Origin of the sequence: Flintibacter hominis (assembly GCF_014287965.1) — a bacterium.
Taxonomy (GTDB): domain Bacteria; phylum Bacillota; class Clostridia; order Oscillospirales; family Oscillospiraceae; genus Lawsonibacter; species Lawsonibacter aceti.
Genome location: NZ_JACOPO010000002.1, coordinates 63,298 through 82,057, shown reverse-complemented (window position 1 = coordinate 82,057; position 18,760 = coordinate 63,298). Strand labels below are relative to the sequence as shown.

General features: G+C 61.4%; 14 protein-coding genes. 13 read left to right on the top strand and 1 reads right to left on the bottom strand.

From position 1 onward, the window contains the following. Window positions 1–172: 172 nt before the first annotated feature. Window positions 173–2,056, bottom strand: coding sequence for a TM1812 family CRISPR-associated protein (locus H8S11_RS03555; protein WP_186852214.1), 1,884 nt, complete (start codon window positions 2,054–2,056; stop codon window positions 173–175). A 236-nt stretch (window positions 2,057–2,292) separates the two neighbouring features. Here H8S11_RS03555 and H8S11_RS03550 point away from each other — a divergent pair, with 236 nt between their 5' ends. From H8S11_RS03550 to H8S11_RS03490, 13 genes are all read left to right on the top strand, one after another. After that, window positions 2,293–2,913 (top strand): TM1812 family CRISPR-associated protein, encoded by a 621-nt coding sequence (locus tag H8S11_RS03550; RefSeq protein ID WP_186852213.1) that lies wholly within the window; start codon window positions 2,293–2,295, stop codon window positions 2,911–2,913. A gap of 15 nt (window positions 2,914–2,928) precedes the next feature. Further along, window positions 2,929–3,978 (top strand): hypothetical protein, encoded by a 1,050-nt coding sequence (locus H8S11_RS03545; RefSeq protein WP_186852212.1) that lies wholly within the window; start codon window positions 2,929–2,931, stop codon window positions 3,976–3,978. A gap of 28 nt (window positions 3,979–4,006) precedes the next feature. Further along, complete coding sequence (locus H8S11_RS03540; protein ID WP_186852211.1) at window positions 4,007–5,206, top strand: Cas10/Cmr2 second palm domain-containing protein; 1,200 nt, start codon at window positions 4,007–4,009, stop codon at window positions 5,204–5,206. Further along, window positions 5,199–5,966: a hypothetical protein gene (locus H8S11_RS14055; RefSeq protein WP_186852210.1), complete on the top strand. Its 768-nt coding sequence runs from the start codon at window positions 5,199–5,201 to the stop codon at window positions 5,964–5,966. The genes H8S11_RS03540 and H8S11_RS14055 overlap by 8 nt, the downstream gene beginning before the upstream one ends. A 258-nt stretch (window positions 5,967–6,224) precedes the next feature. Further along, on the top strand, window positions 6,225–9,428 hold the full coding sequence (locus H8S11_RS14170; RefSeq protein ID WP_186852209.1) for an AAA domain-containing protein: 3,204 nt from the start codon (window positions 6,225–6,227) through the stop codon (window positions 9,426–9,428). Continuing rightward, entirely contained in the window at window positions 9,412–10,686 is a 1,275-nt protein-coding gene (locus tag H8S11_RS03525) for a hypothetical protein (RefSeq protein ID WP_186852208.1), read from the top strand. Before H8S11_RS14170 ends, H8S11_RS03525 begins: the two co-directional genes overlap by 17 nt. A 3-nt stretch (window positions 10,687–10,689) precedes the next feature. After that, window positions 10,690–11,382 (top strand): anaerobic ribonucleoside-triphosphate reductase activating protein, encoded by a 693-nt coding sequence (locus H8S11_RS03520; protein WP_186852207.1) that lies wholly within the window; start codon window positions 10,690–10,692, stop codon window positions 11,380–11,382. Window positions 11,383–11,569: 187 nt separating this feature from the next. After that, window positions 11,570–13,957: a ribonucleoside triphosphate reductase gene (locus H8S11_RS03515; protein WP_186852206.1), complete on the top strand. Its 2,388-nt coding sequence runs from the start codon at window positions 11,570–11,572 to the stop codon at window positions 13,955–13,957. A gap of 97 nt (window positions 13,958–14,054) precedes the next feature. Further along, on the top strand, window positions 14,055–14,972 hold the full coding sequence (locus H8S11_RS03510; RefSeq protein WP_186852205.1) for an NAD(P)/FAD-dependent oxidoreductase: 918 nt from the start codon (window positions 14,055–14,057) through the stop codon (window positions 14,970–14,972). Between the two features lie 107 nt (window positions 14,973–15,079). Then, a complete protein-coding gene (locus H8S11_RS03505; protein WP_186852204.1) occupies window positions 15,080–15,991 on the top strand; it encodes a hypothetical protein in 912 nt (303 codons plus the stop codon). Window positions 15,992–16,130: 139 nt separating this feature from the next. Further along, a complete protein-coding gene (locus H8S11_RS03500) occupies window positions 16,131–17,072 on the top strand; it encodes a metal ABC transporter substrate-binding protein (protein WP_186852203.1) in 942 nt (313 codons plus the stop codon). Continuing rightward, the gene (locus H8S11_RS03495; RefSeq protein ID WP_186852202.1) at window positions 17,069–17,872 is read left to right on the top strand and encodes a metal ABC transporter ATP-binding protein; all 804 of its coding nucleotides are present in this window, start codon (window positions 17,069–17,071) and stop codon (window positions 17,870–17,872) included. The genes H8S11_RS03500 and H8S11_RS03495 overlap by 4 nt, the downstream gene beginning before the upstream one ends. Continuing rightward, window positions 17,872–18,717 (top strand): metal ABC transporter permease, encoded by an 846-nt coding sequence (locus H8S11_RS03490; RefSeq protein WP_147571030.1) that lies wholly within the window; start codon window positions 17,872–17,874, stop codon window positions 18,715–18,717. The genes H8S11_RS03495 and H8S11_RS03490 overlap by 1 nt, the downstream gene beginning before the upstream one ends. The last annotated feature ends 43 nt before the right edge of the window (window positions 18,718–18,760 follow it).

The window sequence follows — 18,760 nt, the reverse complement described above, 5'->3', positions numbered from 1 at the left end:
CTTTCTAACAGCGGCCTGGGGCCGCTGGGGATATCCGGCAGGCGCTGGACCGTACAGTTACCCTATCCGGAGAAGGATCAGTCAGAGAAGTGAAGCAGGAAACTTTTTTTCATAGAGAAATGCCCCGGCTGTTCAAAAAGAACAGCCGGGGCATTTTCCTTTGAAATATAGTTCATAGCATCTTGGCATTGGCCTTTTCCTGGAGCTGGCGCAGAAGGTCCTCTGTGACCTGGGGGGATGGGGACTCCGGCGGCTGGGGGAGTGGAGCGCCGCTGGCGGCCTTGACCTCGCGGCCCAAGTGCTCCAGCCGGCCTACAGACTCCAGGAAGAAGGAGGCCAGCTCCTGGGTGGTGAGACGGCCCAGGTTGGCATGGTAGCCCAGCCGGTTCAGGGCGTGCATCTTGCCCCGGTTGCTGGAGTCGCCCAAGGCGTGGTTGATCTGGTTGCGCATCAGGTTGACATACTGGTTGTCCAGGGCCAGGCGGACAAAGACCGCCACCGACGCACCGGGACGGAGCCGGAGCTTCCGGCGGTCCAGCAGGTCCAGCACCACCTGGCGGTAGGGGGCGGCGGACAGCGGGGTGAGGAGAATCCGGCGCAGACGGTCGCCATTGTGTCCGGGATCGGCCAGCCGCTCCAGTACATCGGCCATCTGGCTATCCTTTTTCCAGTCCTTTTGAAGCACTGGCAGAGCCAGCTCCAACTGGTCCTGCTGGGCCAGATAAGACAAGCTGCCCTCTCGGGTCCGCCGCTGTCCAGGGGACTGGAACAGGGCCCGGAGAAGGTGGACCAGAGCCTGACTCTCCACGGGCAGGCTGGGCAGGGCAGGGGGAATGGCCGTCCCCTCTAACGGGTCGGCGGCGGCCTCTACCATCAGAGCTGCTCGGACCCCCGGTTGGGACAGGGCCTGCTGGAGGATCTGCCGCCGCTCTGCTCCGGCGAGCTTGGGGAAGGGAACGTTTCCAGTGGAAGCGGCCCAACGCTCCAGCTCGGCCACCAGATGGTAGGAGAAGCTCTGGAAGCAGTCGGAGTCGGTGACCTCTCTCTGGGATTTGGCGTAGAAGGGTTCACGGGACAGCAGCTCCCTGGCATCAGGGGATACCAGAAGATAGGGGGTCTCCCCCTGGATCATGGCGTGGGCCAGATGCTCATTATAGATGGTCATAGCCTGCTGAATCATCCGGTTTTGGGCGCACCAGCGGACCAGGCCGGTGATGGTAAGCTTCCGGTCGCCAAAGCCCAGCTCCTGCCGAAAGACAGGGAGGAGAGCGGATAACAGGGGGTGGCTGTCCTGGAGTGCTCCACACCGGTCCAGGTCGCGGTTCAGGTCGGCAAGCATCTGCTCCAGAAGGTCCAGGTCCGCCCGACACAGGCGGATGGCCTCGGTAAAGGCCTGGAGGTCACGGATCAGGTCCTGTACCTGAGGTGCGGGGTCCTGGGCCAGCACCCGTACCAGAGTGTCGGCGCTGCCAAAGGAGGTGAACTCATGGAGGCCGTTGATGATGTCAAAGAGCTGGGGCACATTGGCCAGCTCCACCACCGCGTTCTGGCCGTTGACGATGCTGCTGTATACCACCTGCTCCACCGAGCAGTTTTTATAGGACAGAGCACGGGTGAGGAGCAGCATAAGAAAGCTGACGTTCCGGGGGCCGCCTGTCACATCCAGATAGATTCGGTCCCTGGGCTGGATGCCGGTCAGCAGGGCCCGGAGGGCCTGCTCCATGTCCGGATTGGCCGGATCGTAGTCCAGAGGGGTCATTTGGGGCTGGGGCAGCCCCCGGTCTTGGCAGAAGCGGGCCACCCGCTTCTGGAGGTACTCCTCAGCGGTGAGGGATCCCTCGCGGCCACAGTCCACCTGGTCCTCCCTTACCTGGCGGGTGCGTAGGTACAGGATCTCATCCACCGGGGCAAAGGTGGTCAGCAAATAGTAGAGCGGAGCCTCGTTCGTGTGAGCTCCAGACAGGGGCGGCCGGCCCTGCTGGCCGGGATAGCGGTATAAACGTTCGGTCAGGCCAGGACGCAGATCGCTGAAAAAGCTGATGATCCGTGTGGACATGGGGACACTCCCTTTTAGCTTCCGCCGGAAAATAATCATAATTATTATAGCATCCCAACATCTTTGGAACAAGGGAATCCCGCTTCTCTGGTAAAAAAATGTCCGGATAGGGGAGAAGAAGGGCCGGATAGGTCTGTCAAACGGAGAGGATGTGTGCTACAATATGTAAAAATGGCCCGTTATGGCTCCGTAATTGGAGCCAGGAGGAAAGATCAAACAGAAAGGACCGCGTTCCCATGAAGAAGTTTATTTGTGTCATCCCCAGGCAGAAGGCCGGGGACCTGAGCAACGTACGCTACCAGGCCCAGGGGAACCGGGCGCTGGACTATCCTGGGGCCACCCGGTTCCCGGTGATCCCGCTGATCTGGGGCTATGGCCAGGAGGGAGAGGAGATCCGTGTTATTGCCCTGTCGGCCGACTATGACAACTGCCGCTGCAATCTGGAGCTGCTCAAAGAGGAATTGGAGGCCCTCTGCAAAGACAGGGGACTCTCCTGTCCCAAGGGGGTGGAGGTGGTGGAGGTCCCCTTTGACGAGAGCCTGGACAGCCATATCACCACCTTTCAAAAGCTGATCGACCGGACGGAGGAGGGGGACGATCTATATGCCTGTCTTACCTTCGGAAGCAAGCCCACCCCGCTGGTGGAGGTGATGGCCATGCAGTATGCCTACCGGATCCACAGGGATGTGACCATCACCTGCGCGGTGTACGGCCAGATGGACCACAGCGTCCAGCCCCCGGCGGCAAAGCTCTATGACATCACCGCCCTTATCACGCTGGACGACATCGTGCGCCGCCTGGCGGAGCAGCGGGTATCCGACCCCAAGGCGGTACTGGACCGCATCCTGAACCTGTGAGGGGAGGGAAGCGGGATGGAAGAGAGGACAACAGGACCGGCGTTCACCCGACAGGAGCAGCGGGTCAACCAGCTGGCCGCCCAGTATGTAGAGCTGGTGAACAGAGGCCAGGACCGGAACAGCGAGCGGCTGACCGCTCTGTCCACCCAGATCTGGCTGGGCACGGTGGAGGCTATGGAACGGACCTTGGGGGGCCGAGCTCTGGACCAGGAGCGCCGAATCGCCAACAGCGGGCGGGATTATGAGGAACAGGACCTAAAGATGGAGCTGCTCACCGAGCTGATCATGAACGGCCTGACTGGTCGGCCAGGACAGGAGGGGGAGGGTGTTCCTCGCTTTGACCCGGAGCGGGCCCCCTGGCTGGTATATATCGCCAAGGGGATGAAATGGAAGCAGTCTGACTTCATCCGCAGGGAGCGGGACGGTGTGCCTGAATTGACCCATGGGGAGCGCCAACGCATCCGGGAGGCGGACCCGGACCGCAGGGACGAGGTGCGCCGGGCGGTCTACCGCGGCATCAGCGCCCTCTCGCTGGATGTACCGATGGGGGAGGAGGAGGCCACGCTGGGCGACATGGTCCAGGACCCGGAAGGGCTGAAGACCCTGGAGCGGGTGGAGGAGGACAGTGTGTTCGCCTCCATGGCCTGTGAGCTGGCGGCCAAGGTGTTCCTGCTCCAGCAGGAGCGGGGCCGGTCGGTCAGGAAAGACGTGGTCATTGCCTATTACCAGCTGTTTTTTACTGATAATGTGACCCAGATGGCCAGAGAGGGCTGGCTCCGCCAGGTGCGCCACCCCAGGGAGCTGTTTCGCAGTATGGACTTGGATTTTCTGGACCACTGCATGACTTGTGTGTGCCGCACACTGACGGAGCTGGGCCGGACGGCCCTGAAGGCATACCGGCTTCTGGTCCCAAAGCGGGACAGCGGAGCGGAGCCCCCTCTGCCCCTGCCCACAGACGTATATCAGGCATATGTGGCTCTGGCCTGGGGGAAGGAGGTCACCACCCGCAGCATCGACCTCCACCGGCAGAATTACAGGAAAACAATGGCTATGGCCATCCGATAAAAGGCTTCTAGCGGAGAGGAGGTCACCCATGGGGGAGCGGTACGGCTTGTTTTTTGAGGAATTTCCGGCAGATTACCCGGAAAAAAGCCGGGCGCTGCTTACCGGGTTTGCCCTGTCCGGCATCCAGGGCTATCTTTTTGGCAGGATAAACGGGGAGTGGACCCCGGCTATGGTGCGGCGGGCCTCCCGCTATGTGTCCCTGGCGACGGAGGCGGTGGGGGCCCACCTGGTCCGGGCCATGGAGGGCTACCGCCCCCATCCATTGATGATGAGCAGCGGAAAGGGTTGGCTCCTCACGGCGCCTGGGACGCCGCTGGAAAAGCTGGAGAGGGAGCTGGTCCGGCTGAAGCGGGGGCTGTTTCTGGCCTCCGGCGGCCAGCTGGAGCTGGAGGCGGGCACGGTCCCTGTTGTACTGGTCCGGCCTGGGGGCAGACGCCTGATGGGCGGGCCCTGGCCGGACGGGATGGCCCAGGTCCACCGGGCCATGGAGCGGGATAAGTTCCAGAGCCGGGCCCTGTTCGGGCTGGATTGGGCGAGGGACCGGATGCCCTGGCTGGAGCCTGCCGCCCTGCTAAAAGGGGAAGGAGAGCTCCTACCGCCTCCCTGGGCACAGCCTGGCCTGCTGAAGCTGGACTTGGACAACCTGGGCCTGTTCTTCTCCACCTTCGGCACCGTGGACCAGAGGGAGGCGGCGGGACAGGCTCTGGACCGGGCCATCCTGGGGGCTGTCACCCACCTGGAGGAGCTATATCCCCTCTTTGCCGGTGGGGATGATCTGCTGCTTCTGTGCCCACCGGAGCGGGCGCTGTCCGTGGCCGCCGCCCTGCGGCGGGAGCTGGAGCGGCAGATCGAGGGGGAGGCGGCGCTGGAGGCCTACCGCCCTCGCTTCGGCCTGTCCTGCGGCTGTCTGCCCTCCTTCGACCCCAGACTGCCCGCCCTGTACTATTTGGATCGGGCGGAGGGACAACTGGAGCTGGCCAAGGCCCAGGGAAAAGACCGGCTGGCGATGGGGGGCAGGACCTTGAGCTGGGTACAGGCGGAGGAGCTGGGCCGGCTGCTGGAGGAGAATGAATACCTGTTCCGGCAGCTTGGCCGGAGCGCCCATCACTATGGAGTTCCCCAACTGCTCCTCCAGGATATTTTGGACCACAGCGGCCGGGACAGCGACCGGGCACAGGCCCGTGAGCTGTTGGCTCTGTTTGGCAGAGAGGAGGTCCCATATGGCTGACAAGGCGCTCCGCCTGAAGATGGAGCGGGGTCAGTGCATGGATCTGTTTCCGGTACCGGCCTCCGCCGTGGCCCAAGCTCTGGCCCCCTTTGGGCTGGAGGAGAGAGACGCCCTCAGCGATCTGCTGCCTGAAGGGACATTTTATAGTCCTCTGGGGCCATCCGATGTCCAGAGCGGGGATCAGGGGGATGCTGCTAGCTATACGCTGGGTAAGAAGCTGAAGAAAAGCCAGTATGTAGCCCGGGCCCCGGGCCTGCTTCGGATGCTGTTTCAACCCTGGTTCTCTCAGGAGGCATTGGACCGGCTGGCCGCTGGCCGCTGGCGCTGTGAGAACGGGATATTGGCTCCGGCGGAGCTGGGGGAGGTGCGTCTTCCCATCCCACGGCCCCAGGCCCGACTGGACCGGGGCGGGCTGGTCCACCGGATGGTGTGGGAGGCGGACCAGGATCTGACGCTGGAGGTGTTCCTGCCCCGGGAGCTGGCGTTGGCGCCGGGGCGTGAGCTGGAGATGGCCGGCGCTGTGCTGACTGTGGAGGGGCAGATGGATGTCCCCCCGGTGGCCGGGGAACGCTGGCTGCTGCTGTCCGCCGGTATACCCGCCAGACCGGAGGAACTGCCCTCAGAGGATGGGGCTGGCAGCTGGCGGCTCTGTCTGGCGGAGGGGGGCCCCGCCTTAAAGCCAGGGAGCTGGCTGCGGTGGCCGGGCGTGCTGCCCACAGACTTTTGGGTGGGGCGGCCGCCCTACCTGTTCCGACTTTAGCCAGAGGAGAGGTGAACGGGGTTGATCCATAAAAAGAAAAACGGACAATACAGATACCGGGATGGAAGCCGATACGGAGATTGGATCTCGGCAGGCGGCGGTATGGTTTCTTTGATATGGGTCTTTCTTGCCATTGGGATATGGTTGTTTTTGTGTGATGTTCTTTACGACATCATAATAGAGTCAGGGCCAATCGGGACCGGACTGCTTTTTCTGGCCGCGGAGAGAGTCAGTGCCTGTATCAGCAGCCGGAGCCTGGTGTTTCTACAGGAACACAGGCATGGAATATTGCTGCGGACGCTGACTGTCCGGCTGCTGCTGTGTCTGACGGCAGGCTTCCTGCTGTGGAGGCTGATCGAGTATGTAAAATTCTTTCTGCCTCTGATCCCTGCTGGACTATGGATCTTTCGGGAAAAAATAGGGGCCTTGCTCCGCTGGGCCGATGGAGGCGCTGCCTGGCTGGAGGAGAGGGGCAGAGCCTCTGTGGGGACCGGAAAGGCGGCCAATGGAATCCGGATTGGCGGAGAAGCTACGGAAAGGACCGTACAGGCCGAACGTGATCTGGGATACCCTCTGGGCAATCCTCCGGCCCGCCAGACGGGGGTGCAGGTGGCTGGCTGTCCAACTGGGCTGACACCTCCTGTGGACGGGCGGCAGGCGGCCACCCTACGGGCGGAGCTGGCCGAGGGCCTGGACCTGACCGGCCCCACTCCGCTGTTCTTTCCGTCGGAGCAGATGGAGCGGAGGACCATCCCCAACGGGGAGCTGGAGCGGCTGGTCAAAGAGGAGCTGGCTCTGAACGACTACTTGTGGATTCAGCCAGGAAAGATTACGGAGCAATATGCCCAATACCTCCTCTATTCCGCTAACTGTGTCTTTGAGCTGCAGTGGAAAAAATTTGTTTCCAGCGGCAACTACTACGCTACCATCCATTTCCGGCACAGAAAGACCACCCTGGATACGGTGAATATGTTAGGGCGGACTGCCCGCTTCCGGCACAATAAAAAAATATCTCTGGCCAGGAAGGGGCAGTCCGGCGTGGAGTTGGCCTATGTGGAGCAGTTCATTAGCCGGGTGGACAGCTACTTCTGCCTGTTGGGCCAGGTGGAGTTGGAACGGGAGGAGGAACAGCGGCCCGAAGAGGAGCAGCAGAAACGGGTGGATTACTGTACCCTTCACTGTGACCTGATCGACGCCGAGGCGGCTTTGGAGCAGGAGAAGGCCATCCGGCTGTCCTACCGGGGTATCGAGAGCACGGACCAGTTCAACGCCGAGGGCGGCACCTACTGTTTCCTGCTGGCCGAGCCTTCTTCCCAGAGCGGTCAGGAGCTGGAGGGACAGGGCGTGGTGCTGTGCGGCCTGGGTGAGGAGCCGGGAGAGAACAGCCGGCGCACTGGGACCATCGTCCGGTATGAAAGCCAGCGCCCAGCGGTATGGGTCAAGCTGCCCCAGCGGCGGGAGTGTACCCTGGACGCCCTGCCGAAGGAGGGCACTTTGTTCAGCCGGCCCAATATCGGCTACGCGATCCAGAAGAGCGCCTTCCAGACTCTGGCGGAGGACAAGGCGGTGAACCGCTCTATTCTGGACATCCTGCTGGAAGGGCGGTATGCCCCCATGGGGCCGGTGGAGCAAGTGGCCAGAAAAGGAAACCCCGCCCAAAAACGGGCGGTAGACCTGGCAGTGGCCACTAAGGATTTCCTGCTGGTCCAGGGACCGCCCGGCACAGGAAAGACCACCATTATTATCGAGATGGTCCGCCTGTTTGTAGACCGGGGGATGCGGGTGCTGATCAGTTCCAAGAACAATCTAGCGGTGGACAATGTGTTGGAAAAGCTGGTGGAGAAGCAGGTAGACTGTGTCCGCCTGACCACTGACGAGGAGAAAATCCAAGTCCCCGTAGTCCGAGAGGTATGGACCAACCGGAAGCTGCTGACCATGCAGCGAAACGTGCTCCGAAACAGCGGTCGCCAGCGGGCCAGGCTGGAGGAGGAGATGACAGAGCTTGCCCCCCAGATCTCCGCCCTCCAGGACTGTGCCCAGAGCGCCGGACGCTATCAGGAGCTGCTGGAGGAGCGCCGAAGGCTGATGGGACAGCGCCTGTGGATGAAGCTGCTGGCCCTGTTCCGCTCCAAACGGACGAAGGAGTGGGAGCAGGAACTGGAGCATACCGAGGAGCGGCTGGCCTTTGCCCGAGAGCTGCTGGCCCGGTACTGTGTGGAGCACGGCATGGGGAGCCGGGATGTGGATGTGGGCCAGTTGGCGACCGATATCCTCCGGGAGTTGGCTGATCTCCAGGCCAAGGAGCGGACCTGGAGAGCCCGTCTCCAACTGTTGAGCCAGTGGGAGCGGGAGCTGCAAAACCGCTGCGAGGAACTGGAGGACGCCCTGTTTGCCCAGGTGAAGGTCATCGGGGCCACCTGTATTTCCAGCGAAACGGACCGGAACTTTAAAAAGCTGGAGTACGACGTTGCCATCGTGGATGAGTCGGGCCAGATTACCCTCCACGACGTAATCGTCCCCATGGCCAAGGCCAGGAAGGTCATCCTCATCGGAGACCACCTTCAGTTGCCCCCTGTGTCAGACAGCGACCTGATCCGGCGCATGGAGGAGGACGAACGCTTCCAGCAGGAGGAGGGCCTGGACCGATACTATTCCGTCAGCCTCTTTGAGGAACTGTTCGAGCGGGCGCCGGAGGCAAATAAAGTCATGCTGGATACCCAGTTCCGGATGCACAGCTCCATCGCGCGGTACATCTCGGACCAGTTCTATCACGGGACCTACCAAACCGGGTGCCTGGATGAATACCGTGTCCTGCCCCTTCGGGGGGGCGAAGCCCCCATCCGCTTTCTGGATACCATCGGCCTGCCCGACAAGGAGGAGACCATGGCGGAGGGAGGCGAGGGAGTATATAACGACTGTGAAGCTAGGATCCTGGTGGATGAAACCGTCAAGATACTCAAACAGCTGCCCTATGTGGTCAAGGATTTTGACGGCAGCCGGGAGTTTGACGTGGAGCTGAACTACCGCTCGGTGGGTATCATCACCCCCTATAAGAAGCAGATTGGCCGCATCCGCAAATTCTTACTCCCTGCCCTCGCCCGGGAGCTGTGCGAAGGTGACAAGCTCCACGCCCAGGAGATACTGGACCGGATCGACATAGCCACGGTGGACTCCTTTCAGGGGAGAGACAAGGAGATCATCTTCTACTGCTTTGTCCGCTCCTCTCCCCAGCACGGCATTGGCTTTGAGAGCGAGGTCCGCCGCTTGAACGTGACCATGACCCGTGCCAAGCGGCTGTTGGTCATGGTGGGGGACAGCGAGACCCTGACCCAGACCCGGGCCAAAAAGCCCCCCTTCCAGGGGAGCCGCTACCCCCGGGAGTATTTCTCCGCTCTGCTGGACTACTGCCGGCAGAACGGCGTCTATCAGCGGCTGGAGGTGTCCCATGGCAAGGAAGAATAACCGGCCCCGCCGGGTCAATGAGATATTGAGCGGCTTGGCCGCCGTACGGCCGGTGGCCTGCTTCGCCAAGGTGTACCACCCGGTCTATGGACTGCCTTTGGAGCTGGTAGAGGAGTTGGAGAGCGATTGGTCTGTGCTGGAGGAATTTATGGACCGGGCGGTGATGGAGTGCGCCCCCAGCCAGCGGTTGAAGGACCGGGACGATTTGCTCCGCCTGCTTGGGCTGGAGGGAGTGGAGATGGCCAAGAGTTTCTACTCCGCGCTGATAACCCAGGGGCACATCGTGGAAGGACCCCAGGGGTTGGAATACACCCAGCTGTGTGCCAAGTCCATCCAAAGAGGTAGGAAGATATACCCGGCCCGGTCGCTGCGGCGGCTCTATGTGGACGCCCTGGGGCTGATTCCCCTGACGCGGGAGTATCAGCCCGGTACCCGGCTGATCCCCTATAACAGCCAGGACCTCTACATTTCCCTCCACCATGAGGAGGGAGCCAAGGTACCCTTCCGGGACGGACTGCCACTGGACATGTTCGACGAGCGGGTGGTATTGGAGGAGGAGGCTCTGAAGCGGCGCATCCTGGACCCCTGGTCCGGCCAGGAGCGGATCGAGCGCAATCTGCCCCAGCGGGTGAGCCGGGTGGTCCTCAATAGCGGAGAGCCTTTGGAGCAGTATTTTACTCCCTACTACTTCGTATGCTGGCAGGGGGGCGAGACGGAGGCGCTGGACTACTACACCGGGGAGCCCTCTGAGATTTTTTCTCCCCTGCTCTACCGGAGACCTGACCTGCGCAAACAGATCCTTGGCCTGCTGGAGAACAGCCGGGATTGGACGGCACAGCAGCTGGCGGAGGGCAGGGGAGACCGGCTCTATATCCCGCTGAGAGGTTTTCCCCGCTCTCTGGGCCAATGTGCCAAAACCGGCTATCTGGACGACCAGGGCAATCTCCATTTCCGGGTGACCGACCAGGATATAGAGGTCCTGCTGGCCCAGGCCGGCGAGGGCCGGGGAATAGACGCCCTCCATGAGCTGTACCGCAACCCCTGGCTGGCCAACACACAGCCGCAGACTATGGGGAGCGTCTGCCACCCCGTGTTGGACGAAGGGCAGCTGGACCGGCTCCAGCAGACACTTTTAGAACACCGTCCCGGACCGGAGGGGGAGGAAGAGGACCAGCGGTACCTGGATAGGCTGACGGTCCGCCGTCGGCCCGCCGACAGCCCCCAGGAGCTGGCCCGTACGGAGAGAGAGGAGGTATAAGCCATGGAGATACACGGACTGCAAAAAATGACGCTGCTGGACTATCCCGGCAAAGTGGCCTGCACCGTCTTTTTGAGCGGCTGCGATTTCCGCTGCCCCTTCTGTCATAACGGCGAGCTGGTTACCGGCACCTGTCCCCCAGAAACAGACGACCAGGGGCTTCTGGCCTTCCTGAACAGACGAAAGGGCCTGTTGGACGGGGTGTGCGTCACAGGGGGGGAGCCCTTGCTGCGCCCCGACCTGCCCCTACTGCTGGGCGAGATCAAGGAGCTGGGCTTTCGGGTCAAGGTGGATACCAACGGCACCCATCCGGACCGGCTGCGCCGGCTGGTGGAGGAGGGGCTGGTGGACTATGTGGCCATGGACGTGAAGAACAGCCCGGAGCGGTACGGGGAAACAGCGGGGGTGTACGGCCTGGAGCTGGCGTCTGTCCGGGACAGCGTGTCCTATCTGCTGTCTGGGGCGGTGGACTATGAATTTCGGACCACCGTGGTACGGGAGTTTCACAACCGGGACTCCTTCCGGGCCATCGGCCCCTGGCTGTCCGGCGCCAGGAGGTACTTCCTCCAGTCCTTCGCGGACCGGGACACCGTACTCCAGCCGGGCCTCCACCCCTGCTCCCGAGAGGAGCTGGAGGGCTTCGCCGCCCTGGTTCGCCCTTATGTGGACGAGGTGAGCCTGCGGGGGCTGGAGTGAGAGGGCTTTGGCGAGGGTGACCAAAAGTTGCCCTCGCCTTTTTGTATATAGCAACAAGATATTGTGTTTGTTGAAAATATTTGAAACTATATATTGACGGCCGCTCCAGCCGGTGGTATAGTAAAAAGGCGCTGAAACGCCGGGAGAGGCCGGCTTTGTCATAGAAAGAAATGTGGAGGGACTTCTGATGTACCAGGTGACAAAACGGGACGGCACCGCCGCCAGCTTTGAGCTCAACAAGATATCCGCCGCCATTACCAAAGCCTTTGAGGCCATGGAGAAGCAGTATCACCCCAGTGTGATCGATATGCTGGCCCTGCGGGTCACCGCCGATTTTGAGCCCAAGATCAAGGACGGCCGGATCGCCGTAGAGGATATCCAGGACAGTGTGGAGCGGGTGCTGTCTGAGGCGGGCTACGCCGATGTGGCCAAGGCCTATATTCTGTACCGCAAGCAGCGGGAGAAGGTGCGCAATGTCAACTCCGCCCTGCTGAACTACAAGGACCTGGTGGACGACTATCTGCAGATCAACGACTGGCGGGTGAAGGAGAATTCCACCGTCACCTACTCCGTGGGCGGTCTGATTCTGTCCAACTCCGGGGCTATTACGGCAAACTACTGGCTCAGTGAGATCTATGACCAGGAGATCGCTGACGCCCACCGGAACGCCGAGATCCACATCCACGACCTGTCCATGCTCACCGGCTACTGCGCCGGTTGGTCTCTGAAGCAGCTCATCCAGGAGGGGCTGGGCGGTATTCCGGGTAAGATCACCTCCTCCCCCGCTAGCCACCTGTCTACCCTGTGCAACCAGATGGTCAACTTCCTGGGCATCATGCAGAATGAGTGGGCTGGGGCCCAGGCATTTTCCTCCTTCGACACCTATCTGGCCCCCTTTGTCAAGGTGGACAACCTGACCCAGAAGGAGGTCAAGCAGTGCATCCAGTCCTTTGTCTACGGCGTGAACACCCCCTCCCGCTGGGGGACTCAGGCCCCCTTCTCCAACATCACCCTGGACTGGACGGTGCCCAAGGACCTGGAGAACCTGCCCGCCATCGTGGGTGGGAAGGAGATGGACTTTACTTACGGCGACTGTAAAAAAGAGATGAATATGGTCAACAAGGCCTTCATCGAGATTATGATCGAAGGGGACGCCAACGGCCGGGGCTTCCAGTATCCCATCCCCACCTACTCCATCACCCGTGACTTTGACTGGAGCGAAACGGAGAACAACAAGCTTCTCTTTGAGATGACCGCCAAGTACGGCACCCCCTATTTCTCCAATTACATCAACTCCGATATGGAGCCCTCCGACGTGCGCTCCATGTGCTGCCGCCTGCGGCTGGACCTGCGGGAGCTGCGGAAAAAGTCCGGCGGCTTCTTCGGCTCCGGCGAGTCCACCGGCTCTGTGGGCGTGGTCACCATCAATCTGCCCCGCATCGCCTATCTGGCGGAGAGTGAAGAGGATTTCTACAAGCGACTGGACCACCTGATGGACGTGGCGGCCAGATCGCTGAAGACCAAGCGCACCGTTATCACTAAGCTGCTGGATGCGGGGCTGTATCCCTATACAAAGCGTTATCTTGGGAGCTTTGATAACCATTTCTCCACCATTGGCCTGATTGGCATGAACGAGGTGGGGCTCAACGCCAAGTGGCTCCAGGCTGACCTGACCCACCAGGAGACCCAGGCCTTTGCCAAGGACGTGCTCAACCATATGAGGGAGCGTTTAAGCGACTATCAGGAGAAGTACGGCGACCTCTATAACCTGGAGGCCACCCCCGCCGAGTCCACCACCTACCGCTTCGCCAAGCACGACAAGGCCCAGTTCCCCGACATCATCACCGCCAATGAGAACGGGACCCCCTACTACACCAACTCCTCCCATCTGCCCGTGGGCTACACCGAGGATATCTTCTCCGCCCTGGATGTCCAGGACGAGCTCCAGACCCTCTATACCTCAGGTACTGTGTTCCACGCCTTCCTGGGGGAGAAGCTGCCCGACTGGAAGGCGGCTGCCGCCCTGGTGCGGAAAATTGCGGAGAATTATAAGCTGCCCTATTACACCATGTCCCCCACCTACTCGGTCTGCGCCGACCACGGCTATCTGGCAGGGGAGCAGCACGTCTGTCCCCACTGTGGCAAGGAAGCCGAGGTGTACAGCCGTATTACTGGCTACTACCGCCCGGTGAAGAACTGGAACGACGGCAAGAGTCAGGAGTTCAAGGACCGAAAGGTGTACGACATTAGCCGCTCCTCTCTGCGTCGGGCGGGCATCGCCGGCAGCCAAGTGACGGTGGAGGACCATGCGGCCCGGCCTGTTCCCGCGGAGGAACTGATGCTCTTCGCCACACGGACCTGCCCCAACTGCCGTCAGGCGGAGGAACAGTTACAGAAGGCGGGCATCCCCTACCGGAAGGTGCTGGCAGAGGAAAATCCCGACCTGACCACTCGATACAGCGTCCGGCAGGCCCCAACCTTAGTCTTTGAGGGACAGGGCGGCCCGGCCAAGGTGGTTGGCCTAGGGCCCATCCGCCAGTTTATCCAGGAGAATCGGCCTGCCAGTGTAGGATGACCCTTGCGCTGGAGGACAAACTCGTGTATCATAAAAACAGCCCCGGATTCCGGGGCTGTTTTTCCTTCCACGACCTGACAGGAAGAGGTGCTTTGATATGTATGATATTATCGTTGTGGGCGGCGGGCCCGCCGGTCTGACTGCCGCCCTGTATGCTGCCCGGGCGGGCAAGTCGGTCCTGGTCCTGGAGCAGGAGACTTTGGGCGGTCAGATCGCCTATGCCCCCCTGGTGGAGAACTATCCGGGGCTGCCCGGCATGAGGGGCGGCGACTTTGCCGACCAATTGGCCCGGCAGGTCCGGGAGCAGGGGGCGCAGCTGCGGATGGAGGGCGTGTCCGCCATGCGCACCAGAGGAGAGGTTATTGAGCTGACAACGGACGGAGGAACGGAGGAGTGTCTGGCCCTGGTGCTGGCCACTGGGGTGAGCCACCGGAAGCTGGGACTGGCCGGGGAGGCCGACCTGGTGGGAGCTGGCCTGTCTTACTGCGCGGTGTGTGACGGGGCCTTTTACCAGGGGCGTCCGGTGGCGGTGGTGGGCGGCGGTGACGCGGCCCTCCAGGAGGCCCTCTTTCTGTCCCAGCGGTGCGCCCAAGTGACGGTCATCCACCGAAGGGACCTGTTCCGGGGGGAACAGCGGCTGGTGGACCAGCTCCGCGGCCGTGACAATGTGGACTTCCGCCTGTCCAGCCAGGTGACCAGCCTGTTACAAGCCAACGGGGAGCTGACCGGCCTGCGGCTGGCTGACCGGAAGAGGGGGACAGAGGAGGAGCTGAAGGTTGACGGCCTTTTTGTGGCCGTGGGTCAGGAGCCCCGGAACGAGATATTTGCCAACCTGGTCATGACGGACGACAGAGGCTATTTTGTGGTCCATGAGGACTGCGCTACAAGCCTGCCTGGGGTTTTCGCCGCCGGTGACTGTCGGGCGAAGGAGGTCCGCCAGCTGACTACTGCCGTGGGCGACGGGGCTGTGGCTGGTCTGGCTGCCTGCCGCTATGTGGACCAGCGCAAGAATTAAATGAGGATGGCCCCGGACCTGTCATGAGAAGCGTGTTTTTCCGTCTATACCAGTAGAAATGTACCGCCGGGAGTGGCGGGGACATGGATGATTGGGAGGGAAATGACATGAGAAAAAAGACGCTGATCAGATTGGCCTGCCTGCTTCTGATGTTGTCCGCCATGGCTCTGCCCGTCTACGGGGACACGGGGCCCAAGCCGTCAGTGAATGTAACGATCGAGGGACTGGAGGGGCGGGCTTGTTGGGCCACCCTGCTGTCTGCCCGTTCCTCCACCGGCCCACACAGCTCTCTGTGGCGGGAAAGTGAGAGGGGGCAGTGGGTAAAAAACCAGCATATCTTGCCACGGTATACCCAGCTTGATCCGGAGTATCCCGCATGGGCTGCCTTCGCCGAGTATGAGGAGGAGAGGAGGGACTGGTTTTTCCTTCAGGAGGTGTGGGACGCCTCCGATGGAGCGTTTGCCTGGACCTACTACCCGCCGGACCAGTTCCAGATAGCGCTGTGGTTTCCGGGGGAGAATGCCGTCGTTCTTAGCCAGACCTGCGAGCAGTACGCCTTTGACAGCTACTACCATCTGGATCTGTCCGGGGCGGAGTTGGAGCCTGGCGGGGCGGTCCGGCTCCCAACGGCGGCTCGGAGCTATGACTACACCAAGGAGCTGGTTTCCTTGGCCGTCCGGGTGGTGCTGACGGTTGGGGCGGAGTTGGGGGTGGCCTGGCTGTTCCATCTGCGGAGCAGGGGGCAGATGGCGCTGATTCTGGTTGTCAACCTGCTTACCCAGGGCGCGCTGAACCTGGGACTAAACTGGTACGCCTATAAGAATGGCACCATGTTCCTGTTCTTGCCCTATCTGTTGATGGAGCTGGGGGTGGTGCTGGCAGAAGGAGGGGCCTATCTCGGCCTCATGCCCGGTGGGAAGGGGCGGGGGAAACAACTCGCCGCCTATGCGCTGGCTGCCAACGGCCTGTCGCTGGCCTTGGGTTGGGTGCTGGCCCTGTTCGTCCCCGGAATATTTTAATGAAAAGGAAGGCTGTCCGCTTACTGGCGGACAGCCTTCCTTTACAAACAGAGGAAACTGCGATATACTAAATCAGTTCCGGATACCCTATGCGCCGCAGGCGCGGCTTGGGGATTCAATTTTTTCAAAAGAGGTTTCCATGAAAAAGATTATTTTAGCTTTCCTGCTGCTGGCCTTGCTCCTGCCCGCAGTTGGATGTGCGGCCCAGGAAGAAAAGGAAAGAGTGACTGTGGTGGCCACCACATATCCCATCTATCTGTTTGCGCGGGCGGTGACCGATGGGACGGAGGGGGTAGTGGTAGAGCGGCTGGACACAGGAAGCGCCAGCTGTCTCCACGATTACACCCTGTCCATGGCGGACATGAAAAAGCTGGAGAGAGCCGACCTGATTGCCCTGAACGGGGCGGGGCTGGAGGACTTTTTGTCCGATGCCCTAGCCACCTCGGACGCGGAGGTGGTGGACTGCTCCGCTGGAGCAGAGCTGCTGGAAAATCTCTCCCACGACCACAAGGAGGGGGACGAGGACCATGATCACGGCCATTATGACCCCCACTACTGGATGGACCCTGCCAGCGTGCCCACCATGTTGGACAATCTAGTGGAGGGACTTGTTCAAATTATGCCGGAGTGGGAGCCTCTGCTCCGGACCAATACTGGGCTGGCCGCTGACTTGGTGGAGAGAGAGTTGCTGGATACATACCAGGGGCGGGACGGTGGTGGGTTGACCCACCGGGAACTGATTACCTTCCACGACGGGTTCCAATATTTTGCCAGGGCCTTTGATCTGGAGCTGCTGGCTGCCATCGAGGAGGAGGCGGGCAGCGAGGCCTCCGCCAAGGAGATTGTGGAGATCTCCCAGCTGGTGCGGGAGCATGATATTCCGGCAATCTTTACCGAGGTCAATGGCTCTGACGCCACCGCCAACGCTATCGGACGGGAGACGGGCTGTCAGGTCTGGATGCTGGATATGCTGATGAGCGGTGACGACGTGCCCCAGGACTGGGGACTGGAGAAGATCATGGAGCAATACATCTCCCGGCTGAAGGGAGATCTAGAGACGGTGAGGGAGGCTCTGGGATGAGAAAGTTCAAGCATGGAAAATTATCCGGTGGCTGCGCCGACTCCTGCTGCCTGAAACTGGAGGGCCTGTCCGTCAGCATGGAGGGGGACCAGATCCTGGAGGATGTGTCCTTCCACCTCCACTGTGGGGAGATCGTGGCTTTGATCGGACCAAATGGCGCTGGCAAATCCACCCTTTTTCGAAGCATTTTAGGGCAGACCCCCTATAAAGGGAGTATTACCTTCTCCCCGGCGGGCGGCCCCGCCATCCGGCTGGCCGACGGAGCGGCGGCTGGGGGCACCCGGCCACTGGTGGGCTATGTGCCCCAGTCTCCCAGCTTTGACCGGGGAGACCCGGTGTCAGTTTTAGACTTCTTTACCGCCGCAACCTCTAAGTGGCCGGTTTTTCTCCCTATCCCGCGGGAATACCGGGACCGGGCGGCGGCCATCTTGGCCCGGGTCCATGGGGAGGACTTACTGGACCGGCCCATGGGGGCCCTGTCCGGTGGCCAGCTCCAGCGGGTGCTGCTGGCCCTGGCCCTGGAGCCAGTGCCTCACATTCTGATTCTGGACGAGCCCCTGTCCGGCGTGGATATTGAGGGGGAGCACCAATTGCTGGAGATGCTGGATGAGCTAAGAACCCAATATGATTTGTCCATCTTCCTGTCCACCCATGACTTCGCCACCCTGGGCCAGTTCGCGGACAAGGTCATTTTGCTGAATAAGAGAATGCTGCGGGCGGGTCCGCCGGACGAGGTGCTGTCCTCTCCGGAATTCTATGACACCTTCCATCTGCGGATGGGGAGAGGGGGAGAGCGCTGATGGAGCTTTGGTATTCTCTCCTGTCGGTCCTGCCCTTTGACTGGGCCCAGCCTGGGCAGATGTACTTTATGAAGCACGCCCTGCTGGCCGTGCTGGTCATCACGCCCCTGTTCGGTATCCTGTCCACTATGGTGGTCCACAGCCGGATGTCCTTTTTCTCCGACGCCCTGGGCCATTCCGCCTTCACCGGCATGGCCATCGGAGCCATTTGTGGCTTCGACCGCCCCACGCTGGCGGCGGTGATCTTTGCGGTGGTTTTCGCCCTGCTGTTCAACCTGGTCCGCCGCCGGTCCGCTCTGGCCAGCGATACGGTCATCGGGGTGTTCTCTTCCACCGCCGTGGCGCTGGGTATCTTCCTGTCCACAATGAACGGCCGGTCCTTCACCAAGTTCAACAGCCTGCTTATCGGCGACATCCTGTCGGTGGAGCCGGCCATGATCGGGGTTCTGGCGGGTATTCTGCTGCTGGTGCTGGCACTGTGGCTGCTGTCCTTCAACAAGCTGATGCTGTCCGCTGTTCACCCGGCCCTGGCAGACAGCCGGGGGATTCAGGTGTTCTGGCAGGAGACGGTGTTTTCCGTAGCCATCGCCGTGGTGGTCACCCTGTCCATGACCTGGGTGGGCCTGCTGGTCATCAATTCTCTGCTGGTGCTGCCCGCGGCGGCGGCCCGGAACCTGGCCCGGAACATGAGGCAGTACCATCTGTTTTCTCTGCTGGGAGCGGTGCTGGCCGGCGTGGCCGGCCTGATGACTTCCTATCATCTGGGTCCCTCCGCTGGAGCGTCTATCACTCTCTATCTGGCGGTGTGGTTTGCGCTGTCGTTTTTGCTCCGGAAAAAGGGATAAAATAGGCGCGCCCCCAGCAGATAACTGGGGGCGCGCCTGCTTT